Annotated in this window: 31 protein-coding genes; 7 read left to right on the top strand and 24 right to left on the bottom strand. The window is 51.5% G+C overall.

The annotated features are described in order from the left end of the window. The first annotated feature begins 333 nt into the window (after positions 1-333). From R70331_RS11955 to R70331_RS11945, 3 genes are all read left to right on the top strand, one after another. Positions 334-1,149 carry an ABC transporter ATP-binding protein gene (locus R70331_RS11955; RefSeq protein WP_156131115.1) on the top strand — a complete coding sequence of 272 codons (816 nt, stop codon included), beginning with the start codon at positions 334-336 and terminating at the stop codon, positions 1,147-1,149. A gap of 66 nt (positions 1,150-1,215) precedes the next feature. Further along, on the top strand, positions 1,216-2,046 hold the full coding sequence (locus R70331_RS11950; RefSeq protein WP_042175664.1) for an ABC transporter permease: 831 nt from the start codon (positions 1,216-1,218) through the stop codon (positions 2,044-2,046). Then, positions 2,043-2,846: an ABC transporter permease gene (locus R70331_RS11945; RefSeq protein WP_156131114.1), complete on the top strand. Its 804-nt coding sequence runs from the start codon at positions 2,043-2,045 to the stop codon at positions 2,844-2,846. The genes R70331_RS11950 and R70331_RS11945 overlap by 4 nt, the downstream gene beginning before the upstream one ends. A 70-nt stretch (positions 2,847-2,916) precedes the next feature. Here the strand turns inward: R70331_RS11945 and R70331_RS11940 are convergent, their stop codons facing one another. From R70331_RS11940 to R70331_RS11920, 5 genes are all read right to left on the bottom strand, one after another. Continuing rightward, positions 2,917-3,360, bottom strand: a complete 444-nt coding sequence (locus R70331_RS11940; protein WP_042175661.1) for a GNAT family N-acetyltransferase — start codon at positions 3,358-3,360, stop codon at positions 2,917-2,919. 34 nt (positions 3,361-3,394) lie between these two features. Continuing rightward, positions 3,395-3,940 (bottom strand): histidine phosphatase family protein, encoded by a 546-nt coding sequence (locus R70331_RS11935; RefSeq protein ID WP_042175660.1) that lies wholly within the window; start codon positions 3,938-3,940, stop codon positions 3,395-3,397. Continuing rightward, positions 3,937-4,401, bottom strand: a complete 465-nt coding sequence (locus R70331_RS11930; RefSeq protein WP_042175659.1) for a hypothetical protein — start codon at positions 4,399-4,401, stop codon at positions 3,937-3,939. Before R70331_RS11930 ends, R70331_RS11935 begins: the two co-directional genes overlap by 4 nt. Positions 4,402-4,405: 4 nt before the next feature. After that, positions 4,406-4,951, bottom strand: a complete 546-nt coding sequence (locus R70331_RS11925) for an ATP-binding protein (protein ID WP_042175658.1) — start codon at positions 4,949-4,951, stop codon at positions 4,406-4,408. Between the two features lie 79 nt (positions 4,952-5,030). Continuing rightward, positions 5,031-5,627, bottom strand: a complete 597-nt coding sequence (locus R70331_RS11920) for a TetR/AcrR family transcriptional regulator (protein WP_042175657.1) — start codon at positions 5,625-5,627, stop codon at positions 5,031-5,033. Positions 5,628-5,752: 125 nt separating this feature from the next. On the opposite strand from R70331_RS11920, the gene R70331_RS11915 reads away from it, so the two are divergent. Then, the gene (locus R70331_RS11915) at positions 5,753-6,745 is read left to right on the top strand and encodes an acrylyl-CoA reductase family protein (protein WP_042175656.1); all 993 of its coding nucleotides are present in this window, start codon (positions 5,753-5,755) and stop codon (positions 6,743-6,745) included. 56 nt (positions 6,746-6,801) lie between these two features. Here R70331_RS11915 and R70331_RS11910 read toward each other — a convergent pair whose 3' ends face one another. Both R70331_RS11910 and R70331_RS11905 read right to left on the bottom strand, forming a co-directional pair. Next, positions 6,802-7,590 carry a cupin domain-containing protein gene (locus R70331_RS11910; protein ID WP_081947591.1) on the bottom strand — a complete coding sequence of 263 codons (789 nt, stop codon included), beginning with the start codon at positions 7,588-7,590 and terminating at the stop codon, positions 6,802-6,804. 145 nt (positions 7,591-7,735) lie between these two features. Further along, positions 7,736-9,328 carry a sensor domain-containing diguanylate cyclase gene (locus R70331_RS11905; protein WP_042175655.1) on the bottom strand — a complete coding sequence of 531 codons (1,593 nt, stop codon included), beginning with the start codon at positions 9,326-9,328 and terminating at the stop codon, positions 7,736-7,738. Positions 9,329-9,496: 168 nt separating this feature from the next. On the opposite strand from R70331_RS11905, the gene R70331_RS11900 reads away from it, so the two are divergent. Continuing rightward, positions 9,497-10,354, top strand: a complete 858-nt coding sequence (locus R70331_RS11900; protein ID WP_052419034.1) for an alpha/beta hydrolase — start codon at positions 9,497-9,499, stop codon at positions 10,352-10,354. An 80-nt stretch (positions 10,355-10,434) separates the two neighbouring features. Here R70331_RS11900 and R70331_RS11895 read toward each other — a convergent pair whose 3' ends face one another. The 6 genes from R70331_RS11895 to R70331_RS11870 form a co-directional block, all read right to left on the bottom strand. Next, on the bottom strand, positions 10,435-10,983 hold the full coding sequence (locus R70331_RS11895; RefSeq protein ID WP_042175654.1) for a YfiT family bacillithiol transferase: 549 nt from the start codon (positions 10,981-10,983) through the stop codon (positions 10,435-10,437). Positions 10,984-11,009: 26 nt separating this feature from the next. Continuing rightward, positions 11,010-11,684, bottom strand: a complete 675-nt coding sequence (locus tag R70331_RS11890; RefSeq protein ID WP_042175653.1) for an HAD family hydrolase — start codon at positions 11,682-11,684, stop codon at positions 11,010-11,012. Then, a complete protein-coding gene (locus R70331_RS11885; RefSeq protein WP_042175652.1) occupies positions 11,681-13,321 on the bottom strand; it encodes a glycoside hydrolase family 9 protein in 1,641 nt (546 codons plus the stop codon). The genes R70331_RS11890 and R70331_RS11885 overlap by 4 nt, the downstream gene beginning before the upstream one ends. Further along, positions 13,314-14,180, bottom strand: coding sequence for an HAD-IIB family hydrolase (locus R70331_RS11880; RefSeq protein WP_042175651.1), 867 nt, complete (start codon positions 14,178-14,180; stop codon positions 13,314-13,316). The genes R70331_RS11885 and R70331_RS11880 overlap by 8 nt, the downstream gene beginning before the upstream one ends. Before the next feature lie 22 nt (positions 14,181-14,202). Beyond that, positions 14,203-14,940, bottom strand: a complete 738-nt coding sequence (locus R70331_RS11875) for a GTP pyrophosphokinase (protein ID WP_042175649.1) — start codon at positions 14,938-14,940, stop codon at positions 14,203-14,205. 173 nt (positions 14,941-15,113) lie between these two features. After that, positions 15,114-16,142 carry an HD-GYP domain-containing protein gene (locus R70331_RS11870; RefSeq protein ID WP_042175648.1) on the bottom strand — a complete coding sequence of 343 codons (1,029 nt, stop codon included), beginning with the start codon at positions 16,140-16,142 and terminating at the stop codon, positions 15,114-15,116. A 214-nt stretch (positions 16,143-16,356) separates the two neighbouring features. Here R70331_RS11870 and R70331_RS11865 point away from each other — a divergent pair, with 214 nt between their 5' ends. Next, positions 16,357-16,662 (top strand): Dabb family protein, encoded by a 306-nt coding sequence (locus tag R70331_RS11865; protein WP_042175645.1) that lies wholly within the window; start codon positions 16,357-16,359, stop codon positions 16,660-16,662. Here the strand turns inward: R70331_RS11865 and lepB are convergent. The 5 genes from lepB to R70331_RS11840 all read right to left on the bottom strand — a co-directional run bounded on the left by lepB (position 16,659) and on the right by R70331_RS11840 (position 20,498). Further along, entirely contained in the window at positions 16,659-17,156 is a 498-nt protein-coding gene (gene lepB / locus R70331_RS11860; protein WP_042175643.1) for a signal peptidase I, read from the bottom strand. The two genes, R70331_RS11865 and lepB, sit on opposite strands and share 4 nt — an antisense overlap. A 33-nt stretch (positions 17,157-17,189) precedes the next feature. Next, positions 17,190-17,591, bottom strand: coding sequence for a DUF4265 domain-containing protein (locus tag R70331_RS11855; protein WP_042175640.1), 402 nt, complete (start codon positions 17,589-17,591; stop codon positions 17,190-17,192). Positions 17,592-17,915: 324 nt separating this feature from the next. Next, on the bottom strand, positions 17,916-18,923 hold the full coding sequence (locus R70331_RS11850) for a HAMP domain-containing sensor histidine kinase (protein ID WP_042175637.1): 1,008 nt from the start codon (positions 18,921-18,923) through the stop codon (positions 17,916-17,918). Further along, entirely contained in the window at positions 18,920-19,597 is a 678-nt protein-coding gene (locus R70331_RS11845; protein ID WP_042175636.1) for a response regulator transcription factor, read from the bottom strand. Before R70331_RS11845 ends, R70331_RS11850 begins: the two co-directional genes overlap by 4 nt. A 34-nt stretch (positions 19,598-19,631) precedes the next feature. Continuing rightward, entirely contained in the window at positions 19,632-20,498 is an 867-nt protein-coding gene (locus tag R70331_RS11840; protein ID WP_042175634.1) for an SDR family oxidoreductase, read from the bottom strand. A gap of 217 nt (positions 20,499-20,715) precedes the next feature. Here R70331_RS11840 and R70331_RS11835 point away from each other — a divergent pair, with 217 nt between their 5' ends. Further along, a complete protein-coding gene (locus tag R70331_RS11835) occupies positions 20,716-21,495 on the top strand; it encodes a hypothetical protein (protein WP_042175631.1) in 780 nt (259 codons plus the stop codon). A gap of 9 nt (positions 21,496-21,504) precedes the next feature. Here R70331_RS11835 and R70331_RS11830 read toward each other — a convergent pair whose 3' ends face one another. The 6 genes from R70331_RS11830 to R70331_RS31845 form a co-directional block, all read right to left on the bottom strand. Further along, positions 21,505-22,299, bottom strand: a complete 795-nt coding sequence (locus R70331_RS11830) for a lipid II flippase Amj family protein (protein ID WP_042182551.1) — start codon at positions 22,297-22,299, stop codon at positions 21,505-21,507. Between the two features lie 43 nt (positions 22,300-22,342). Further along, positions 22,343-22,744, bottom strand: coding sequence for a ribosomal maturation YjgA family protein (locus R70331_RS11825; RefSeq protein ID WP_042175628.1), 402 nt, complete (start codon positions 22,742-22,744; stop codon positions 22,343-22,345). A 32-nt stretch (positions 22,745-22,776) separates the two neighbouring features. Continuing rightward, positions 22,777-23,253, bottom strand: coding sequence for an NUDIX domain-containing protein (locus R70331_RS11820; protein ID WP_042175626.1), 477 nt, complete (start codon positions 23,251-23,253; stop codon positions 22,777-22,779). A 199-nt stretch (positions 23,254-23,452) separates the two neighbouring features. After that, positions 23,453-24,025 (bottom strand): putative ABC transporter permease, encoded by a 573-nt coding sequence (locus R70331_RS11815; protein WP_231576455.1) that lies wholly within the window; start codon positions 24,023-24,025, stop codon positions 23,453-23,455. 170 nt (positions 24,026-24,195) lie between these two features. After that, the gene (locus R70331_RS11810; RefSeq protein WP_042175624.1) at positions 24,196-24,381 is read right to left on the bottom strand and encodes a hypothetical protein; all 186 of its coding nucleotides are present in this window, start codon (positions 24,379-24,381) and stop codon (positions 24,196-24,198) included. A gap of 186 nt (positions 24,382-24,567) precedes the next feature. Next, positions 24,568-24,741, bottom strand: a complete 174-nt coding sequence (locus R70331_RS31845; protein ID WP_167336689.1) for a hypothetical protein — start codon at positions 24,739-24,741, stop codon at positions 24,568-24,570. Positions 24,742-24,753: the final 12 nt, after the last annotated feature.

Below are 24,753 nucleotides of genomic sequence, written 5' to 3'. Positions count from 1 at the left end.
GTCTATCACAGCCGGAGTTCGTGCCCGGTGACAATAACGAGAATACCAGGCAGCTGCCGCTATCCCCGGACAACGCAAAAATACCGGCAACCAAGGTCACCGGTACGATAATTTATATGTATACGATACAAAAAAACATCTAGTTTTCCTGCGTTAACTATAAAATTAATATAGCACGGAAATGTCAACCTGGCAAGCATTTTTATGGAAAACAGAGAAAAAAGCTCCTTTACTCCCCCGCTGTTAACAGTGATGGCACTACAGGGTGTTATGCGCCGCTGTCTCATCCATCTTCATAATGGTATGATCATCTGCGCTAAGGAGGCGGATCGAATGCAAATTACACTCAGGGATATTAAGAAAAGCTTCAAGGTGTACAAACGGCCGGAAGGAAAATGGGGGCTCTTGAAGGGAGCCTTTATGCGGAATGTGACGGAGGTGGAGGCGCTCGGCGGAATCGGCTTTGATATTGCTGAAGGTGAACTGGTGGGATATATCGGCCCGAACGGCGCCGGCAAATCAACCTCGGTCAAGGTAATGAGCGGAATTCTGACGCCGGACAGCGGCGAATGTACTATCCTTGGCAAAGTGCCATGGAAAAACCGTGTGGAGCATGTATCAAAAATCGGTGTCGTGTTCGGGCAGCGGTCGCAGCTGTGGTGGGATGTGCCGGTGGCAGATTCTTTTGATGTGCTGAAGGATATATATGCGATTCCCCCCGGTGATTACACAATCAGGCTGAACGAGCTAACGGCAACACTCGGTGTGGAAGCGCTATTGCGAACCCCGGTCCGCCAGCTCTCACTGGGACAGCGGATGCGCTGTGAGCTGGTGGCAGCGCTGCTGCACCGGCCGAAAATTCTGTTTCTCGATGAGCCGACAATCGGCCTTGATGCGGTATCGAAGCTGGCCCTGCGCAATTTTTTGAAGGAAGAAAATCGTAAGCATGGAGTCACTATGCTTCTGACTACCCATGATATGGATGATATTGAAGCACTGTGTGAGCGGGTGATGGTAATCGGGCACGGTACACTGCTCTATGACGGCAAACTGGCCGGACTGCAGGAGAAATACGCTCCTGAGGTAGTGATGAAGGTCAACACCGATGCAATGATTGCCGCCATGTACAACGATCTGGCACTGACATAACCTGGCGCGCATAACCTCGTAAGGGTGCTGTTGCTTTTCAACTAATTGTGGAGGTGTGCAATTGCAATGGACATTAAAAATACCTGCCGGGCCTCAGCCTCCCTCTTCCGCATCCGGATGGCCGAAGGCCTGCAGTACCGCGTATCTGCGATCTCCGGAACGGTGGTCGGCGTGTTCTGGGCGCTGCTGGAGTGCGTGCTGTTTACTGTTTTTTATACATATAGCGAGCATGGCTCGTGGAACAACAACGGGATGAGCCTGCCGCAGACGATCTCTTATGTGTGGATCGCCCAGGGGCTGTTCGTGCTGCAGACGATGAGTATTGACGGTGAAATTATGGGCAAGATCAACAACGGCGACGTCGGGATCGAGCTGTGCCGGCCAATGAATCTGTACACCCACTGGTTCGTCAAAAGCTCGGCCGGCAAGCTAGGCAATTCCTGGATACGCAGTGTCGCTACCGTGCTAACCGGTCTTCTGATGCCCGCCGCTTATGCGCTGAGTGCTCCTGAGTCCTTTGCAGGACTGCTCTTTTTCCTGCTCTCGGTCGTTATGGCTTTTGTGCTCTGCTCCTCCTTTGCGATGCTTGTGACGGCAATCCGGCTAAATGTTACCTGGGGTGACGGTCCGAGCCATATGCTTCTGCTGCTGAGCGGAATTCTGTCCGGGACGTATCTTCCGCTGCGGCTGTGGCCTGACTTTATGCAGACCTTTCTTTACCTTCAGCCGTTCGGCGGCTTCGCCGACATTCCGGGCCAGCTGTATATCGGCAGTATGCCGACGGCTGCAGCATTGCCTGCAATTGGACTGCAGTGTATCTGGAGTACTGTTTTTATCACGGCAGGCCGGCTGATCATGAACCGTAAACTGAAGAACATTATTGTTCAGGGAGGGTGAGTAAGAATATGATTGCCGAAAGCAAAATCTATTTCAAATATTTGCGCATGCATCTGCTGTCCGGCATGGAGTATAAAGGCTGGTGGCTGATGCTGATCCAGGTGCTGGTTGTCGTGGTCTCTGACCCGATTGCTACAGTCCTGCTGTTCTCCCGCTTTGGCAATATCGGAGAGTGGAGCGTTGCCCATATTATTCTTGTCTACTCGCTGGCGGTGGCTTCCTTCGGTCTTGCGGAGAGCTTTTGCCGGGGCTTTGACTACTTTCCTTGGCATCTGCTGCGATCCGGTGACTTCGACCGGCTGCTGCTGCGTCCGCGCTCCCTGTTCGTACAGGTTGCCGCTTCCCGCTTCCATCTGCACCGGCTCGTCCGTCCAATCACAGGAATCTGCGCAGCAGGCTGGGCGCTCCATGAGCTTGGAGTGCAGCTGACGCCCGGCAAAACCGTAATTCTCATAATGGCGCTCGCGGGCGGCTGTGTCATGTATTGCGGAGTGTTCGTGCTGACCTCGGGGCTCGCTTTTTTCACAATAAAGGGACTGGATTGGATCTATCTGCTGACCAATGCAAGTTACCAGATTACCCGCTGCCCGGAGCCCTATATGCCAAGGGTGCTGAAATCGGTGTTCAGCTTTATGCTGCCAATGCTGTTCATCAGCTTTTATCCGGCTGCGGCAGTATGCGGCTGGGATTATCCAGCGTGGCTGGGCTACCTGTCACTTCCCGCCGGGGCGGCTTTTCTCGGACTCTCGCTGCTGGTCTGGCGCATTGGCGTAAGGCACTACAAAAGCACAGGAAGCTGACCCCCGGTATGCGGTGATCAGCTTCACTATTAAATGGATATTTGGGGAGAGCACCACTCCGCCTGCCGGCTCAATGAGAGCTCAGATGCTTGCGGTACCCCTCCACCTGCTCCTCCCGGTAGCCCATCTTCTCATAGAAGACGTGGGCTTCCTTGCGTTTCTCCCCGGAGACGAGAATGATGTAGTAGCAATTACGCTCACGGGCGAGCTGTTCAATCGCGGTCATCAGCTGCCTGGCGAGGCCCTGGCGGCGGGCACGGGCGGAGACGACGACATTTTCAATAACCATAAACGGCCGGCACTCCCCGACCAGATCCTGGCAGAGGATGCCCATCAGCGAGCCCAGCAGTTCCCCGTCCACATAGGCGCCTAACAGGATGTATCTGCTGTCAGCCTTAACAGATGCAAACGTCTCCTTGAGCCTGGCCGGGTCTGTCAGCTCACCGGTCAGCTCCCGGTACAGCTCATTTAATTCCGCTAGTGAATCCGTCTCAATTTCTTTGATCGTTACCATGATAGGTATGACTCTCCCTTACGAAGGCAGATGTTTATTTCTCATATACATAAAGCTGTCCATTTCGCGGATGGTTCATTCGTTGGCCCGTATAGGCTCTGCGCCGCAGCTCTTTTTCCAGCAGCTTCATGAATGCGCCATGCGTTATAAGCAGCACACTTGTGTGCTCTGGCATCGACTCCATGTTATCCAACACTGTCTTAGCACGCTGTGAAGCTTCCCGCCTGCTCTCAGGCTGTGAAGCATGACCGGACAGCCACAGCAGTCGGCCGAGCACCATCCAGCACACGGAAGGCAGCCTGAAGCCGGACACGCTTCCATAAGCAGCCGCTACGCCAATTTCCCTAAGCTCTGGACTATACTTAACATCACCGGAGAATATACTTCGGGCAGTATGTACAGCTCTGGAAAGATCACTGCTTATGCAGTAATCCCAGCTGTGTGCATACCCTTTACAATCCCCCGGGAGAATTCCGGCTTCATCATACTCCGTGGCCCACCGGTTAAACTGACCTCCTGTCACCCAGCCCCGCAGCGGCGGATGCACCACCTTAAAGTGCCTGACCAGTCCAATCCTCACTCCGGCTCATCCCCGTCTGTCTGCAGCACGAACTGCTCCTTCTGTCCATCCCACTCTACACTTACCGTAATGACCGCCTGCCCCCGGTTCAATGAACCGCTGCTTGAGCCGTACATGTGCAGAGATTCCATTCTTACCGGCCCTTCCATCGACTGCCTGGAGCTGTGGCCAAGCGCCTCAAATCCGTAAGTGAACTGCTTAATCTCCTTAAGATCCTTGGCTTCCCCTTTGTAGGCCAGTTGAAAGCTGTAGTCACTGGAAGCTTGATAATACGTTGCTTTTCCTTCTGAGATAACAGGCTTCTCCGTATTTGTCTCGCTATAGATGGCCGACCAGTGTTCCCCTTCTCCAGAATAAGTGTAAGTCTGATGAAGTGTGCCGCTGTTGCATGCGGTCAGGAGCAGTAGCACCGCGATAAACCCGTTCAGTAAAAAGATTCGTACCGCCGTAGTCCGTCTCATAGCCTCAGCCCTCCTTTCCACAGGATAAGTAGCCTAATACAGTCTCCACCCGTTCCACAACCGGCAAGTCGCCCTCCAGCCGTAGAACAGGACAGTCCAGCTCCAGCATCCACGACTCGTGCAGCTTCCGGCTCCGTACCTCCGGCCCTGCTGTGTCATACAGGCTTGCCCATTCCAGAAAGGTCTGCACATCTTCATATCTGCTTCCGCCCGGCAGACTCTCCGTCCCGTAACGTTCATATTCCCTGGCCCTCAGCCGCTCCAGCCTAAGCTCAGGAGGTATCCACAGGAAGATTACCAGGTCAAAATAAGGCCGCAACCCGTCTCCCCAGCCGCACACCGCCCCGGACAGAACCCAGGGCTCCGGCTGGTCCAGATCATATTTTATCCTGCTTAGCCGCTCCGTGGTATCGCGCTGCTTCGTATACTTGTGCTCCCAGAAATAGTCGTCGCTGTCGAGATGCCTGTGCGGGAGCCGGCTGGCAAGTGCCTGCCCGAGTGTACTCGTTCCGGCTCCTGAGGCCCCCATGATATGTATTCTGTGCTTCATCAGTACCTCCTGAGTGTCTTAACTATCCATAATTTAACACACTATAAGTGATCAGATTCTGCAAAAATGTAACCATTAGCTACACGCTAAGAACTTTCATTACCGCCGCATAACACGAATCCTTAAAATCGGCATGCAGCTCATCCCGGCCGGTCATCAGCCACTGGATCAGGCAGCCGTCAATAATCGCCCGGATGACCGGGGCGGCCCTGCCAGGTGCCAGCTCTTTATTAAAAACCCCCTCCTGCTGGCCAAGCAGCAGCACCTCCGTACTGATACCCGCACAGCTGTCATAGAACCGCTGGTTAATCTCCCGGTAGACCGGGCTGCGGCTTGCCCGTGATAGAAAGTCCAGATAGACACGGTAAAACGAACGGTTCTGCGCCGGACCGGCAAACGCTGAATCAATATATGCGGCAAGCTTGCCTTCCGCTGTATGCTGCTCCGCTACCGCTGCCCTCTCCCTCGCGGATATTTTGCCGGTCAGCCATTCCAGCAGCTCCACCAGTACGGCTTCCTTGCTCGCAAAATAATAGTGGACTACTCCCTTGCTAACTTCTGCGTAATCTGCAATTGTCTGCAGGGTTACCGAATCATAACCGTGCTCTGACAGAGACCGGAAAGCGGCCGAAAGAATCTGTTTGCGTTTTTCATCGGATTTCTTGTACTTTACCATACGACCTCCGCTGTGTAGCGTGATTGTCCGCTTAATTTAATGTATATTATATCATAGCCATAAAAAAGTTGACCGGTCAGAATAAATATTAAGTATACTGATTGCGGATAAGGAGCGAAAATAACATGACTGAGACTTTTACAGCTTTAGTTGTAGATAAAAAGGAAGACTTCAGCGTTGAGGTCAAGCAGCTCACGATGAATGAACTGCCGGCCGGAGAAGTGCTGATCAAGGTTGCTTACTCCAGTGTTAATTACAAGGACGGACTTGCCAGTATTCCAAACGGAAATATTATCCGCAATTACCCGTTCATCCCCGGTATTGACCTATCCGGAACCGTCGTGTCCTCAGAGGACAGCCGCTTTCAGCCGGGCCAGCCGGTAATTGCCACGAGCTACGGGATCGGCGTCTCGCATTATGGAGGCTTCAGTGAATATGCCCGCATTCCCGCTGAATGGGTCATTCCCCTGCCTGACGGGCTAAGCCTGCGTGAAGCGATGATCTTCGGGACAGCCGGCTTCACTGCTGCGATGTCCATCCAGGCGCTGGAAGATCACGGGGCAGCTCCTGATAAAGGCAAAGTGCTGGTGACCGGTGCAACCGGCGGTGTTGGCGGGACCGCGGTTGCCATGCTTGCCAAGCTGGGCTATCAGGTGACTGCCAGCACCGGCAGAACGGAAGAAGCCGGTTATCTGCAGCAGCTGGGCGCAGCTGAAGTGATCTCCCGCGAGGACGTAGCCGGCGCGGCCATGAAGCCGCTGGACAAGCAGCTCTGGCAGGCTGCTGTAGACTCCGTCGGCGGAAGCCCTCTTGCAGCCGTGCTGAGCAAGATCGCTTACGGCGGGGCGGTAGCCGCCAGCGGATTAACCGCAGGGACCGCAGTACCGACAACGGTAATGCCGTTTATTCTGCGCGGGGTGAGCCTGCTGGGCATTGATTCTGTCTCCTGCCCTGCCGGCAAGCGGACCCTCATCTGGCAGCGGATGGCAAGTGACCTGAAGCCGGACAATCTGGATTCGCTGGTTGACCGGGAGATCACATTGGCTGAGCTTCCGGCTGCCCTGGCAGATATCCTTAAATCAAATACAAGAGGCAGGGTGCTTGTCCGCCTGTCCTAGCACCAAAGCCTCCCGGGTCTTCGCAAGCACGGGAGGCTTTCTTGGGTAAGCAGCTGCTATTCGTTATCTGTTCCGGCATTAGCATAAGCCGGAGTTCCCTGCGAATACGAAAGCTGGCGGTAAGGCTGCTGCACATATGGCTGGTAGTAGGCTTGAGTATTCATCGGCTGGAATCCAAAGCCCTGAACAGACGACGGCTGAGGCATGTAATAAGACATATTTGCTGTTGCCATTACCGGAGCCATGTTAGGGGCCATATTAGGGGCCATATTGGCGGCAGCCTGAACATTTTCGGCAGCAGCCTTCTGCGGTTCACAACAGTCCGCAGGCGGTCCGATGAACGTCATCGGCTTCACCGGAGCCAGTGTTTCTTTTACCATAGCCTCATTCAGGCAATAAGTATGTGCCAGCACATTGGCCGGTGTTTTACTTAAGATATCCGATCCCAGAATAACCTCAGGCGTAGGCGCGTTAAAGATCGCCAGCAGATGCGTACAGTCCGTTGTTGCAATCTCATAATGCCACCAGCCCTGCGGCACATTCGCCACCTGGCCAGGAGTAATCGGGAAATGGAGCAGCTCATTCGTAAAAGGGTTAATCAGGGATACCACGGCTGCACCGGATATACAGTATACAAGCTCTGCGGCATTCTGATGGTAATGCGGTTCAACCACATTGGATTTGCTGAGAAAAATATCAAGCAGCGAGATGTTATCCAGCGTGTTCAGCTGTTTGATACCCAGTACGTTAATGTAGTTACAGTCATCCTTCTTAAACAGCAGATTGCAGTTCATATCTGCAGTAAATTGTGTGTTCGGAGACTTGTAATCCATGTATGAAGTCATTTTCGCTTCTTCCTCTCTTTGAGCCCGGTTTTTTCTTTCTGGGGTAGAATATGTATCTGCCTATGCCCGGGTGACGATTTATTTGCTCTGCTTCCTGTAATCAACAAAAAAAAAAGCATCTTCCGGCTGGAAGATGCTCTTCAGTCTATTCACTGTATATGACAGTCCGGTTTCTTCCGCTCTGCTTAGCTGTGTACAGCGCCTCATCGGCCCGGCCCAGCAGCTCCTCCCTGGTACGTCCATGCGTAGGGTAATGTGCTATGCCCTGCGAGGACGTCACCTTCATCGGCAGCGGAACCTCTGTCGCTTCCAGTGTTTTGCGGATCCGTTCAGCAACGGTATACGCTTGCTCCGGCTTAGTCCGCGGAAGCAGCAGCACAAACTCCTCTCCGCCGTATCGGGCGCAAATATCTCCGGGGCGGATGCTCTCCGCAAGAATCCCGGCCACCTGGCGCAGCACCTCATCACCGGCCAGATGGCCGTAAGTATCATTTACAAATTTGAACTTATCCACATCCAGCACAATGACCGAAAACGGCACACGGGCGGCGATAGACTGGCTGATGCTGATATCAAGCGATCTGCGGTTGGTCAAGCCGGTCAGCAGATCCGTCATTGCATCCTGGGTAAGCTGGTCAGTCTGCTCCTGTATGTCTTTCCAGGCAAGCACTACTGCAGTCGTAAGCAGATCCACTTCACGGTTCCAATGAGGCTTCAGCTCAGGCAGTTCGAGCTTTTCTTTGCCGATCCGGTGCACCAGGTCCGCAAGAACCACGAAAGGCTTGGCTAGCCTGTGCGCAAGAACAAATACACAGAACAGCAGAACGACAAACGGAATGATTGTATATGCCACAATTTTGCGCAGATGTACCATCAGCTGCTCCTGAATGTTATGCGCCGGTGAGACAACAACCACACCCCAGCCGTTGGAGGGAACTGCAGAATAGCCGGCAAGCATGGATATTCCCTTTGTATTTACAGCCTCCATTCTGCCGCTAAGGCCGGCCCTTAGATTGCGGACAACCTCGTTAGCACTAACATCCTCATTCAGCCTGCCGGTTTCCGGATGATACAGCAAATGTCCTTCCGCACTGACAATGTAATAATACGAGCCTGACTCGTCAATAACATTGTTCCCGAATATCATATTCAGAATGTTGTAATCCTCCAGATAGACCGTACCTCCTAATTGTCCGAGATAATGCCCGTCCTTGTTATATAACGGCTCGCTCATAAAAAACAGCATTCTGCCGGTTGATGACGCAATATACGGTGAGGACAGGTAAGAATTCTTCTGGCGGAGCGCTTCCTTGACTTGAAGGGAAGTAATCTGCCTGCCTACCATGCCTAGCTCTGCCGGTGAATTATTAAGAACGGTACCGTTAGCATTAACCAGGATAATCGAATTAAAATAATTGCTGCTGTTACGTGTCAAATCCAGGTAGGCATCAATGCTGTCAGGAGATACGTCTCTCAGATTGGCAATCTGATCCGCACTAAACAGCAGGCTGCTGCGCATCGAACGGAATAACGAATCCACCGTTTTACTCATTCTTGCGGCATTCGCATAGTTGAGATTAAGCGTTGTCTCTATAAGGGATTTCTTCTTGGACTGGTATGAACCTATCAGCAGGATCGTTGTGGTTAACAGAAACACCAGGGTCACCAGTGCCATGAGCAGCAAAGTGAGGCTGAGTTTCTTCCCGGGTTTGGGTTCTGCTGCAACTGGTCTGGACATTTCTCTCAACCCCCTGATCGGCCAGGTATATTTGCTTTAATTATAAACGATTGGATTGGAGAATCCACATCCAGATTTCTTTTCCAGTTGGATAGTGCTCTATACATCTTTCAGTTGCATTCAGGGCATCATTCAAAAGATTATAGAAAAAAATGGAGGCCAAGCATAATGAAGCGGACAACAAACCGGATTATAATCATTCTGGCAGCTGCCTTACTGATCCTGATAGCAGGACTGCCGGCTAATCCTGTAACAGCTGCTGCAGGCAAAAGGAGCAAGGCGGCAGCAGAGCAGAGCCTGACCTTCGTGCTTGTCCACGGAGCATGGGTAGATGCATCCTTTTGGGATGAAACGGCAGCAGCGCTACGGAAAATGGGCCATACCGTGTACACTCCGGAATATGCCGGACACGGCAGTGACAGCAAGAACACTATGGTTACGCATCAGCAGGTCACACAGTCTGTAGTAGATTTCATAAAGGATAAAGACCTGCATGACATCATTCTGCTTGGCCACAGCTTCGGCGGAACGGTTGTACAGAAAACTGCCGAGCAGGTGCCTGAGCGGATTAAACGTCTCGTCTTTTTTGATGCCTTTGTGCTGCCGGATGGACAGAGCGTTGTCGACCAGTTCCCGGCTCCTATACAGCAGCTGTTCGGCAATCTGCTAAAAGCCTCTGGCAACAACACTATCATGCTGCCTTTCCCGCTGTTCCGTGACGTATTTGTGAATACCGCTACACTTGAACAGGCACAGGCATTGTTCCAACAGGCTATTCCCGAACCCGCCGGCCCGGCTTATGAGAAGCTTGATTTGAAGAAGTTCTACAGTCTGGAGCTTCCCAAAAGCTACCTGTATCTGACCGAGGATGCCGTATTGCCCCAAGGTGCCTCAGGCTGGCATCCCGGGCAGTCAAGCCGCTTGGGAATGTTCAGATATATTGAGGGCCGAGGAGATCATTTGACTACCGTTCACACAGAACCGGAAGCGATCGCGGCCCAAATCGTTCAGGCCAGCAGAGATTAGTACCTGTTAATCTTGTCCAGCTGATAAATAAAGAGCAGGCACCGGCAAAAGCCGCCGGCAGCCTGCTCTTTTAATGTGTCTTACCATCCGTTTCGCTGAATAAGTGAGGCAATCTGGGCAATATGATGCTTGTTGTGCCAGATATATCTTTGCAGAGCGGCATCCAGGCTCAGCTCGCCCAGGCCGGCGCTCACGAAGCATCTTTCAAAGTCCGGCTCCGCCATTGAATTCAGCAAGGTCACGAACCGCCGGTTAAGGCTGTCCATAAGCTGCAGCGAGGATTCTAACGGTTCTTCCAAGTAGTCGCTTTGCTCAGCCCACAGATCCTGCCGGTAAGACGGAATCTGAGGCGTTTCCTCGGTCAGCCCTTTTTTGAAACGGAGATAGGCATACATCCCGGTATCAGCCAGATGGTGAACGACCTGCCTGACACTCCATCCTCCTTCACGGTAGGGAGTATCAAGCTGTAACAATGTCAGTGGCAGAACAGCTCTGCCCAGATCGTCTGCCAGCCGGCCCGTTGTCTGGATATCCTGTTTCCGCTCCTCCGCATTCAGATAGATTCTTGCTTCAAATCTGCCGATAGGGTAACGTAACCGCTCAAGCTCCTCCGGTGAAATTCCGCTCATATTGTTCTCCTCTCTTAAATGGCATGTTATAAGAGCCCGTAGCATTCCTCCAGAGACACCACTGTATAATCCGGCTTCACCGTATGCTTCCAGCATGCTCCGGTCCGGTTAATCCAGCATGAAGTCATACCTGCCCTTGCTGCTCCCAGAATATCTGACGGTGTGTCTCCGATATGAATAATCTGCTTCGGTGCTGTTCCATAATGGGTAAGGACCTCATTAAACATATAATTGCGGCTGTCGTTTTTGTAGGATTTGTACTGTTCAGAAGTAAACAGGGTAACAGGATAGTTCAGGTAGAACTCCGGAAGCATCAGAATATCTGTATCACTGACAATGCAGACCTGATATTCCCGGCATACCTGTTCCAGAAACCGTTCCGTGTCATCATACAACGCAGACAGCCGATGCTGTGCGAACAGAATATCAACAGCCTGCATGTAATCAAAATCCACCTTATGCTGTCCGAAAACCCGCTGGAAGCCGTGTGAGTATATCTCTTTACTGGTCCAAAAGCTTCCCGTTTCCCTAACCTCTGCCGCCGTTTCATAATAGCTTCGCAGCAGCAGGCTGCCTAGCTCCAAAGCCCGTTCTTCACTGTAGTCCTGCTTCAGGATAGGCCTCCATACATGTTCTCTCCGTCCTTCAATATTCACCAGCGTCTGAAACATATCAAGACTGATTACTTTGTAGCGGCTCATCCCCGGCTGTCCCCTGCGTTAAACCGCGCTGCAACAAATACAGCCGGTGAGTTCCAGTAAATCGTAACCTCATTGGTGGAATAGCTTGCCTCATGATCTGCAAAGCACTGCGCGGCAGGCTTGCCCTGCAGATGCTCTCTGACATATTCATCATGCAGACCGCTGTCCGGTCCGCCGGACACAAGCCCGGGAACCGGCTCCGCCACCCCGTCTCCCACTGACGGCCGGTGATGCGGATAGCGGACCGGATGGTCACCGTATCCGGTTACATAGCTGACGTCCAATACATTCCGCCCGAGCAGATAATGCAGATGGTCCAGTGCATGTTCCGCATAGGAGGTATCCCCGCTGAAGCGCTCTGCTGCCAGCAGCAGCATCGCATTATTCATCACGAGCATATTGCTGCCCCAGATGTAATCCTCTTCCCGCAGGGAAATGCCGTATCCGTCTTGTTGGCTGACTGCAACCAGCCGGGCTGCCTCAGCCAGCAGGCCTTCCTGCAGTGTCCGGTACAGGACCTCATCGGTCTGCTCCTTACCGGTCAGCAGATAAGCAAGTGTGCCGTAACCGCCCATATCCGCCCAGCCCAGGCTGTATTTCGGGAACGATAGCGGGATCAGTTCATTAGCAGCTTCGTGATATGCCTGTTTACCGGTAGCCCGGTACAGCTCCGCCGCTGCCCAGAAGCGTTCATCCCGGTCCGTATCGTCACCGTACTCGCCGGTTGTTATTCCCGGAGGGTTAGTAAAGCCCGGCTCATCCGGATGCTGGTCCAGCCAACGCCAGGCAGCCTCCGCTGCGTCCAGACAGCGGGCTGCATAATCCTTATCCCATGGCTCATAGACTCTGGCTGCCATAGCCATCACCCCGGCAAAGTCGCCTGTAGCTGCCGCGGATACCGGTGAGAAAAACAGCTCCGTAGTGTCATCCTCCGGCATCACCTCCAGGCCCGGAAAGCCCGCAGTCGTCAGCTTGTGATACACACCGCCGCTGCCTGCTTCCTGCATTTTGAACAGCCAGTCCAGCTCGACCCTGCATTCCAGAAGCACATCAGGTGTACTGCCGTCACTTTCCGGAAGTGTGAGCGCATCCAAAAAGGCAGCAGGGTACCATTCAAAGGCAAGCAGCAGATCGGCAACCGCCTTGGCTCCCGGACCTGAATATTTACCGTAGTCTCCGGCGTCATGCCAGCCTCCGCTGCTGTCCAGCTTCACACCAGCCTGTCCGATTACACTGCCCTCAGCCAAATGACAGGCAGCGTGCCCCCATGGACCGGCGTATTCTCCGCCCAGCTCTGTCCCGCAGCGGTAATAATAAAAGGCTTTCAATAACCCCTTCTGCAGCTCATTATAGGGCCGCTCCCCAATAGCAAATACAGCAGATCTCGCGCCATCCTCTGCTTCGATAAGGTAACGGCCTGCAGCTGTAACCGCAGAGAAGTCTGCGGAATGTACTACAGCTCCGCTGCTCCCGTCTTTAACTGCCGCTGATGTCTCCCCGCTGAACACGGCTGTGCCGGTTGTTGCCTCCAACACTCTGTATTGATGCGTCTGGCCCGTAAAGTGGGCGGTCTTCCTGCTGCTAACCGGATAACCGATCTGATTCACTGTAATTGTTCTGACATTGTGCTCACTCACCTGATACACTCTCCCTTTTCATTTTCAGTGTATGTTTCAGATACGTTGCGACACCATCTTCATTATTGGAGGCAATCACCTCATACGCCAGTGCTTTGAGCTCAGACTGGGCATTCTGCACCGCTATTCCCCGGCCAGCTGCCGTGAAGAGGCCCATATCATTAACATGATCACCGAATACAGTGATATTGCCTGTCTCCACACCCATATGCTGTGCCCACAATTTCAGCCCATCGCTCTTGTTGCCCCGGGGATGGCTGAATTCCAGGAAATAATGCTCTTCTATGTATATGTCCTTCATGAAATGAATTTGCAGCTTATCCCCGAACCGCTCCAGCGCCGCCTGCCGGATGGGCTGAAGCTCCTCGAATAGGCCGATGTAGCTGATAATAAGTGTCCGGTACCGGTCCGGGCACTCCAGCCTATCTACCTCACGGAACCGTTTGTCGCCCGGCCGGCTGTTATAGAACTGCACCTCTCCGCTCCTTTTAAGCGGTTCATGCAGCACTCGTTCACAATCCGCTTCATCGAGTGAAAAATAAAACGGGCTTACGCCGCCAACCTCCCGCCCGAGAGCAATGATTTCCCCGGAAATAACGGGGTCCAGCCAATAACCGTCAATTACCTTTCCGTTGATTCCGTCGTAGATCAGTGCCCCGTTGTAAAGAATCAGGGGATGTTTCCAGACTATCTGTGAAACGGCGCGGGCTGCGCTGACATACCCTCTGGCTGTTGCATAGCTGATTAGCGCACCCTGATCCAGCGCTTCCGTAATCACCTGCACTGTATAGTCAGTAAGCTTCTGTTCTGAGGTGAGCAGTGTTCCGTCCAGATCCGTAATAAAGGCCTCTGCCGGCATAAATGAACCTCCTTAATGTATTTTATTCGCCCAGAAGCTTCATAAAGCCTGCCGGCAGATTGAACTGCTGGTTATTAATCATGATCCGCTGGAATTCGATGGAATCATCATCTGCCTGGGCATCCTTGATTTCCTGTATCTCACGGTGCAGTCGCTCCATCTGCAGATCCAGCTCATTCGCTTTTACCGCTGCATTCTTCAGCTCGCGGGTCAGATGCTCAGGGACAGACTGGCTGTACTTATAGAAGATTTTATGTTCAAGACTAGCCCAGAAGTCCATGGCGATTGTGCGGATCTGCACCTCTACACATACCAGCTCCGTGCAGTCTGACAGAAACACCGGCACTTCCACCAGCAGGTGAAGGCTCTGATAGCCGTTTGGCTTCGGGTCTTTAATGTAATCCTTTACCTGCAGCACTTTCAGGTCATCCTGCTTCTGCAGCATCTCGCTGACCTGATAAATATCCGAGATAAAGGAACACGTTATACGGAGACCGGCAATATCCTTGATGCTGGATCTTACTGCATCCAGAGAGAACGGTTTATTTTTGCGCAGCATTTTATTCATAATACTCTCAGGGGATTTGATACGGGACTTGGTATGTTCAATTGGACTATAGTCATGGAGCATCTGGAATTCCTGCTTCAGAATTTCGATTTTGGTCTCTATTTCTTCCAGGGCAAACTTGTAAATCATCATAAACCGGGTCAGCTCATACTTAATCTGCTTAAAATTCTCAATCTGGTTGCCAGCGTTCATCTTCATTTCTCCTCTTTCTGCTGCCGATAGGCTCGGCAGGTTCTCTTTTAATCATAGCTACTAAGCCCGAGGAATTCAAATATGCCCAAAGAATAACAAAAGCCACCCCAAGTGCTCAGACAAGGAGCATTTCAGGATGGCTTTTATGGATAAAGATATGAAACTCCGGCAGTCTAGACCAAAACCTCTTCGACCGTCAATGTACGTTCACGCGACAAATCCCTATATCCTTCATTCACTTTGATCAGCGGTTTAAAAATATCAAGGGCATTGTTCATCACAATCGTCCCGGTCTCCCCGTTGCTGAGCTGCACCGTCTTTCCGACAAAGCCCGGCAGCAGATGTCCGGTCAAGGCTTGAACCACGTTGCCGTTCAGTCTGCCGAAGCCCCATTCATGCACCTGACGGAGTACGCTCACCAGACCTTGCTTGGGACGGCTCAGTCTGGATGTGGTCAGCTTCATGTATATATCCGCAACTGTAACAATTTCGGTATACGGATGAAGCTCTGACTTGCCCAGACCGGCCGGATAACCGGAACCATCCTCATATTCATGATGCTGCAGCGCAACCAGCGCTGCGGCTTCATCCTTCATCGACCCGCGGATGATATCATAGCCGTAGTCGGTGTGGCGTCTCAGCTCAGCATCCTCCGCCGGGCTCAACAGTCCGGGATTGTTCAGAATCGACAAGGAAATCTGGCTTTTGCCGATGTCATGCAGATAACCCGCACGGCTGATCCGGTAACATTCTTCCTTGGAATGTCCCAGCCATGTGGCAATATAGTAAGACAGCAGACCCACCTGAAGCGAGTGCTGATACGTATCAATATCTTCACGGTCAAGCAGGAGCAGCAGTGATACAACGTCCTTCTGCTTGTCCAGCGTTTCCAGCAGCGGCTGAAGCGTGGCATCCACCAGAGCCGGAGTGAAACACCCTTGGGACAAGGCCTCCAGAAAGGTCGCTTCATAATTCATAATGACCTCGTCAAATTCTATATCCAGCCCGTGGCCTAACTCCTCGCCATACTGCAGCAGCCCGCCGGCCTGAATGGAGACATGGCCTACTCTGTGCCTGATCAGCAGTGAAATTTCATCACGCTGTACAACGGTTCCGCCGGGCAGAATATGCAAGCCCACACTGTTGAAAGTATCAGTCAAGAGGCGGTCGCCGGGTTTAAGATCAGTGACATGAACCTTCAAGTAGCAGCACTCCTTTTACATGTAAATATAATCTTCTTATGTTACTTGATCATAGCTAAATATTAGCTTAGCAACAATATGGTAAAAGTCACATTCATCTACCCGGTCTAGTTCTAATGTAACCCGACTTTAGCCGCCTTTTTTAATTGAAATTGTTGATTTAGTAAAAGATAGAGTATAATCAGTCCCGGATCAATTGATTAGGAGGTTGGGTATGTACGAGCATTTGGTAGTATTTAAGTTCAACAGCAGCTATCAGCCGCAGCAGGAGCAGCAGCTGGTCCAGACGCTTCTGGGGCTGAGGGATCAGATTCCGGGAATTATCGGGTTAACAGCAGGAGTGAATGTAACTGAGGAGACGGGGAATATCCACGGCTATACACTGGGGCTCCGCGTGACCTTTTCAGATCAGGAAGCCCTGCGTGCATACGGACCGCATCCGGCCCATCAGCATTTTGTAGCGATGCTTGAGGGGATTATTGAAAGTGTTGTAGTTGTAGACTATCCTGTTCAGGGCTAAAACATATCATTTACATTAGCAAGCATTTTGCCGACCAGCTGATCCTTGGCGACAAACGGAGTTGCCCACAAATGGGCATCATAGCTGACATTCCGGTTATCGCCAAGGAAAAAGTAATGCTCCTCCGGCACAGTAACCGGCCCGAAAGTATAATCCATCGGTTTCTGCAAGTACGGTTCGGCTATTTGCTCACCGTTTCTGTACAGCGCCCCGTCTTTAATTTCGACTGTGTCCCCCGGAAGGCCGATCAGCCGTTTCACATAACGCTTCTGCTCCTCCCCGGGCACCGGCGGATGGAACACTACGATGTCACCGTGTTTCAGCTTAGTCATCCAGAGCATTTTTTCAACGAACAGCCTGTCATTCACGTCGATCGTGGGAACCATGGAGTCAGTCGGGACTCTCATGGCTTCGGCAACATAAGAACGTATAAATAAGGACAGAACTATACCCAGTGCGATACTGGGCAGCCATTGCTTCAGAAATTTTTTCATGCTGGCACCTCTTTTGTCCGAATAGGAATTAAATTAAAGCTCAAACTTGGCCGATATCCGTGACATTTCAGCCTCAACATCGACGGCAGCCCCGTCATGGATATGTATGACAAAAAAACCTCCAAAAATTTGTTCAGAACGCCCGCCATTGTCCTTGACCGCCTGCTTCAGCGCTGAAATCTCTCTTGAAGCTGCCGCTTCCTTGCTGAGCAGCCACGCAAACCTCCGGTAGTCCGACTTCTGCACGGTCTCGACATAATAAGAGATCCCCTGCTTCACTTTGACGCGGATGACATCTCCGAGCGCGATGCCCGGGTTAAATATCGGCGTCTCTTCAATTCTGTATTTATCCTGCGCTACTGGAGTCACATCGAGCACCTCAATCTCTCGTCCCGACTCATCAAAGCAGATATGCAGTCCCACTGTTTCCGGCATTGTACACCCCGATTCTCTATGCAAATCCATGAATCTTCATTGTATTCAAACTTTCAAAGTTTGGCAATGAGCGTGATCATTGGACGTTATGCATACATAACCGGCCGGCATAGGGAAGGCCTGAGCTCAGGCATCCCGTCTACGGGTAAAATCCGACAGCCTGTAATTCTGCGAACGGCCTAAAATATCTTTGCTTCCCGCGGTGTTTGACCAGACTATTAATTGTAATCAACCATAACACTTCCTTTCGGTTATGGTTCTCATTATAAAGAAGCAAGGTTACATGCCGGGTATCCGCTTGTTTAATTCCGGGTTACTTTTAGGTTAAGCTCTGCTAACCGTTACACTTGTGCCGGTTTCATCCGTTGTAAATTCAGCCTTCAGCCTCATTTTTTCCAGCATATAGCTCACAGCAGATAAACCGATCCCCGCCCCGTGCTCATAGGATGAGTTGTCCATACCCGGACCTCTGTCGCCAACTATGACCCTTTCTTTTTCTACATCAACTGTAATGCTTATATATTTGCCCTCAGCCGCATGCCGGATGATATTCTGAAATAAATTATCCAGCACCCGTGCCAGCCATTTAGGATCTGCTTCCCAGTAAAAAGTATCCTCTGCCCGTATATCAGCATCGATCTGAATGTCCTGTTCTTCAAATATAGGATACCATGCTGCAACAGAGGCTCTTACCAGGCGTCCAATATCTGTTGAAGCAGGTACAAATGGCTGTTTTCCTGATGTAAGCAAGGTATAGGAAAACAAATCATCCATCAGTTCTCCGGCTCTTGTGATCGTAAGGTCCATCTCTGCTAATGAGCTTTGTCCGTCTGAACTGACTGATTCTTTATTTAATCTGATGACATGTCCCCGTAAAATGGTTAGCGGTGTCCGTAAATCGTGAGATAAGCCCGCAATTAGCCGGTGCCGCAATAATTCCTCTTCGTGCTCCCGCGTACGGCTGTCTTCAAGCTGCTGAATCATCCAATTGAAGGAGCTGCCTAACTGGTCTATCTCATCCATCCGGTTACTTTGAACAGATACAGGCTGCGGGAACGGGTTATGTTCAGCTGAAAATGCCATGGCTTCCTGTAAGCTGGTGAGCCGTGTGCGAAGCTTCAAGAAGAACCGCCAGGATATCAGAACAAACGCAACAATAATAAAACCAAACAAAAACAGGGTGGCGTAAAATTGATTTAACGTATTCAGAGTTACTTCATTGACAGAAACCCCGACAAAAGCAGAGAGAATAATAAGCACCATGGGAGGAAAGAAGATAAACATAAAATGCACCTTCAGATAACGGCGGAATAACGACTTGCCCTGTTTCATAGCTTCACCCGGTAGCCGATTCCCTTCAGCGTTTCAATAATCTCCGGCGAATCCGGATTACGCTCCAGCTTTTGGCGCAGCCTGCGGATATGAACCATTAACGTTTTGTCCCCTGTAATATAAGCTTCCTCCCAGACGGCTTCATAAATCTGTTCCTTGGGCAGAACCTGATTGGGGTGGCGTAAGAAGTACATTAGAATTTGATGCTGTTTTCCTGTTAAAATAATTTCATTCCCTGTTCGGTTGTCAAAAATCATTTGTCCTTCGCGGTCTACTTCGATATGGGTGCCTAATAAAATACGCCTGGAGTGTGCTCCCCCGCTCCGGCGGATCAACACTTCCATTCTCGCCACTAATTCATCCGTATGAAACGGTTTTGTTAAATAGTCATCCGCAAACTGCAAACCGTCCACCTTATCATTTATGGATGTCCGGGCAGACAAAAGCAAAATAGGAACAGCAGGAGCGGCCTTTTTTAAGCGTCTCCCCACAGTGAATCCGTCTAAACCGGGTAACATGATATCCAGAATAACCATTTCATGCCGGCTTACCTCCTGCTCAGCCCCTTCACCGGAAAGCAGCCACTGGACCGAAAACCCCCGCTGCTCCAGTTCTTCCTTAACCCAGCTGCCTATTTTCTCATTATCTTCAATGTACAAAACGTTTCTTTTCAAGCAATTCCCTACTCTCTAAAAGAAGTCACACAGCTTACTTCATCCCTGCCAGTGATTTGGCGATGAAGCGTTCAAGCGTTTTCCAGGGCAGCAGGCTTTTGCCGAAAATCAGGCTGTGAATGCCTTTGCCAACCGGATAGCGCAGCTTGGGAGAGCGCTTCTGTACAAGCCTTCCAATCAGTTCGGCTACCTGTGCAGGATCCGGCGCAGCTTCTGCAGTGCGCCGGGAGTAGCGCAGCACCTGCTCCAGCTGCTTTTTGTAAGGAGAAGTGTCACTGGTGCGGATGCTGTCCATTCCTTTGCCCCAGATCGGTGTGCGGAAGGAGCCCGGTTCGACCAGAATGACCTTAATCCCGAAAGGCAGCAGCTCCTGGCGCAGACTTTCGCTAAAGCCCTCTACCGCAAATTTGGATGCCGCATACGGCGCATAGCCGGGAAAGCCGAACAGGCCGCTCACGCTGCTGACATTAATAATGCAGCCTTCACGCTGTCCGCGCATAACAGGCAGCACTGCCTTAGTAACCTCCACGAGACCGAAAAAATTCGTATCCATCTGCCGCCGCCACTCCTCCATGCTCACCTCTTCCGTGAAGCCGCCAACAGCAAAGCCCGCATTATTCACAAGTACATCAATGGCTCCGAAACGCTCGTTAACCGCGGATACAGCAGCTTCAATGGAGTCTGAGCGCGTAACATCCATCGTCATCAGATGAATTCTCTTGGTTACACCGGCCGCTTCCGCCTGGAGGAGCAGCTCGTCCTTGCGCTGCAGATCACGCATCGCTGCAACCACCTGATATCCCCGGGATGCCAGCTTTACCGCCGTCAGCAGCCCAAAACCGCTGGAGGTTCCCGTAATCAGCGCGATCCGGTCCCGGACTTCTTCTTGTGTTTGTTTCATATATACCTCCTGTTATGTAGCACACCGCAATTCTGCAATCTGAATTATTGCGAACTAACGTTCCTTTATTCCTTGACTTCCCATATCATTCAAGCTATATTAAGTATAAATTATACATGTTAAGCGGGCGAAGCACCTCGCAGGATTGGCATTCATGCCTTTCTTGGGGGTGCTTTTTTGCGTCCAATAATAACATGCAGAAATGGAGATGATCTAAGTGAACAATGCTGTAATTACACGCAGATGGCGCAGGTTTACTGTACTGCTCATCCTTCTGGCAGTTTTGTCCGGGAACACACCACGGGCTGCTGCAGCCTCAGACTGGGATGAGGCACTCGACCAGATCAATGACCTCTACAGTAGCTACACCGCCCTGCAGGAATCCGTTAAGACTGACAGCAAGCGTAATCAGGAGCTTCGCAAGCAGAACACGGCCGGTCTTGCTGCCGTTAATGCCAGGCTTCAAGCAACGGACAAGAGTCTGCTGAGCCGCCTCAAGTCAGACGCCGATACTGCCAGGAAGAAGCATGCTCCGCTGCTGGAGCAGTATTCGTCGCTGGGCAAGCAGGCTGCTGCAGCCCGCAAAGCAGGCAATCTTAAGAGTGCTACTGCCTTCGATCTGAAGCGCAATAAATTGAAGGCTGCTGCTACAGCAGCTAACGCTGAGATCAAAGCGAAGAACACTGCGCTGACGGAAGCCAAGGCAGCTGCCGCAGCCAAGAACAAGCCTGCCAAAGATGCGCTTTCGCCGGTAGCCGGCCTCAGAAAGCAGATCACTGCCGGCAACAAGCTGATCAGCGAAGCGCAAGCTCTCCGCTCAGAAGCGGACAAGCAATACAAGACAGCAGTAAAGGCCGGAGACGCTGTAGCAGCTGCGGCCGGAATGAAGCGTTCCTGTGCCCGGATGACGGAAATCCGCACCTCTCTGCAGCAGGTTTATGTACTGGAGCAAAAGATAACTGCAGCCCTGCGGCTGGCTGAGGCTAAACTTCCTTAAGTGGACTTGTCAGATCAGCTGGACCATCCAGCTGATAAAATAAGCCGCCGGCTCGAACACAAGCTGGCCCAGCAGTGTGCCCAGAACCCTTGAGAACATCAACAGAATATAGATTTTACCGAGCTGGTCACGGTACTCTGCACTCTCCGTAGCCTTGTGGGTGATAATCCCAAGCTGAGGGTCAATAAAGACTGTCAGCAGAATGGTAGCCAAGCCGTTAATTAGCCCCGAAGCGTTAGAGGCAGTGGCAAGCAGCTGGGGAGACAAATGTCCGGCATACAGCGAAGACAGCACCCCGACCGTATAGAATCCTGTGACGAAGATGTTCATAATGATAAAGCGCTTGGGGATGCCAAGATACCGGAAGCTGGGCAGGCGCAGGCCGGGTCTTTTGAAATACTTGCGGGTGTTCTTGAGCTGCTGCACTGTCACGCTGCTGAGCAGCTTGGGAATAGAGCCCTCTACCTCCAGCTTGGAAATCACTCTGCTGAACAGGCCGACAAAGGTGGGGAAAAGTGCAATAGCGAGCAGGGTACCCAGGGTGGAAGCGAGCATAATAATCCGCAGATAATTGCCCAGCGGAAAGCCCGGATCATCATTGTTGGAGTAATCGACAAATTTAGCCGTCAGCGGGGCCTGAATCATATTCGCTGTTCTTGAGATCAGCACGATAATACCGGTCAGGGATAAAGCAATAGCAATCTTGTTCAGCTTCACACCGGCAAAACGGACCGAATACGATAACGTTTCTGCCGTATTAATGATCAGTGTCAGCAGGCATACGACAATCAGGCTGTTCGTCATTGTCATTAGGGAATGTCATCTCCATCATACTTATTTATCAAGTTCATGCTCTGTTCAGGAAGACCCGGTCCAATGCACAGGCTGTACAGATTCCAGCGGTATAGCGCACCAGGTCGATCCAGAGAAAACCTCTGCCCAGAATCAGTCTGCCGGGCAGCGTGGCTCGCCATCCGTTAATCCATGCTGCCTGGTACAGCTGGCTGAACTCGATGCTGAAGCTGAACAGCACGCTTAACGCGAGTGCCAAAGCCAATGGTCGCCCGGGAAGCAGCAGGCGGAATCCGAAATAGACCATTGCCGCCCATAATGCATCTCCCAGATGAGCTGCTGCGAAAGAAGGCAGATGTTCTGCATATGCCCTGGAACATAGTCCTGACACTACAGTAATGAGAATGGCACAGCCATAGATAATCCTGCGGCGGCGGTTCACCGGGAATCTTTGCATGCTTATAGCTCCTGTCTCTATTAAGGAAGAATCTACTCAAAAATAGCTGGCGATGCTTCACCGGAATACCTCCGGAACAGCTCTGCCGGATATGGAACGGCAATCTGCGGCAGCTCTTCCTCTCCGAAGAATCTGAGCTCCTCACACTCCCCGTCCATATTTCTCGGTATCCCCTTCACGATAGCGCACTCAAACACCGTTACGGTATACTCAACACGGTCGCCGTTGCTGTACTCATATGTGTACTTTTCTCCGCCGAAGACACCGCTGATCCCAAGTGGTGTTACCATTAATCCCGTCTCCTCGAACACCTCACGGCGTATTGCTCTGGAAGGTGTCTCCCCCGGTTCAACAGCACCGGCCGGCAGGCCCCACAGCTGCTCCCCGCCTTTGCGGATGAAGAGAATTCCTCCTGCATCGTTACGGATAACCGCAGCCACGGACGGAACCATCAGAAGACCTGTTCCTACACTGCTGCGCAGTCCGCGGTAATATTCAGAAATCGGCATCTTCACTCCTCCTCACTTCCTTGTACTACTATATGAGTTTATCAAAGAAGGCATTACGCCACTACCTATATTTGACACCGGATTCCCCATCCCAAATAAATCCCTAAACCATTACATTCTGGGATGCCAAAAAAGGGCCAATTCTTTGCCGGATTAGCAAAGAATTGGCCCTATATATAAGCTCGACTTCAGGCAGACGTCATCCTTCTTCAGGATCCAGCACGTTCAGACTGCGCCGGCGTACCCGCCACGTCCAGAGCAGATCCAAAACGAACAGCAGCGTAACCAGCGGCAGCAGCGGTATCCACAGAAGGCGGACCGATGAATAGATCAGCCTGATCAGCGGATGCAGCACATAAATGCAGCCTGCTGCCAGCACCCACCAGTACAGCGAAAATTTCAGGCAGATGTGACCGTGAAGCTGGCGGGGCATGTCCGAATAATCCCACCATTGCTTATGGAAAAAGCCTTTTAGCAGCCAGCCGCTGATGTATTCGACCAGCGAAGGAATAATCAGCACCAGTGCTAGAAAGAGCGGCAGCGGCAGCTCCAGCCTTTGTAGTGTAAGCAGCAGCAGCGGCGCAAAGCCGTACATCGGCTTAACCGGCCCTTTTAGAAAGCCCTCCTTACGGAAGCTTCCCTGACTATAAAGATTGTATGTCCCTTCAAGCATCCAGCCCAAAAAGGAGTAGACCGCAAAGTAAAAGATATATTCGCCCGCCACGGATATTGCCGTATAACCGCCCGGCGGCAGCAGCGGAAAAAGCTTCACCAGCCCCGCCTCCCCTATTGTTAATTATTAATAAAGGTTCTTCCGGGAGGTAGTATGTCAATACGCCGCTGTAATTATGCGGACAATAAAAAAGATGTCCCAAAGCCTGTTGATTACGGCTCCCGGGACATCACCTTGTAATGCTGGTCTGCATACTGAACACCTTATGTTCACTCCTTCTGCTGCTGTTCCTTCATCAGCTGCGCTGCCGGCAGATTATCATATTGCTTCCTTATTGCCTCCAGTGTAAGCTCGCTGCGCGCACCAAAATCCGAGCCATACTTTTTTTCAAGATTTCCTGCCAGCGCCTCACCGCGCTTTTGCCTGTACCGGCCGTTATCGTTACGACTACGCATCCTCTTGCCTCCCTCAAGTTCATTAGAATGAGTTCCGGGAAATCTGCGCTGCTGTTCTATTACGGGAAAAGCGGCTGTACTTGAACTGAGTATACAACAGCCGCTTATCATACTCAATACGCCGGTGTGCCGTAATATACAAAGACAGGCTGCCCGGATAGGACAGCCTGTCTTTGTTAGCATCGTTTAGTTTTTGGGAAGCGGGTCCGGATGAGCGGATTCCGCCGGTTTGGCTACCCAGTCATCAGCCTCCGGTTCAATATCTACGCCGTTCTCCATTTTTTTGCGTTCTGCCAGAGAGTCGCCGTCCTTGTTCTCTTTATTGCGGATGTCCGCTTCATTCTGAATGTGATCTGTCACTTGATTTCCTCC

It is taken from the genome of Paenibacillus sp. FSL R7-0331 (assembly GCF_000758645.1).
In the GTDB taxonomy this organism is placed as follows: Bacteria; Bacillota; Bacilli; order Paenibacillales; family Paenibacillaceae; genus Paenibacillus_AQ; species Paenibacillus_AQ camerounensis.
The sequence above is the reverse complement of the archived record's forward strand: the minus strand, read 5'-3'. Positions and strand labels throughout refer to the sequence as shown.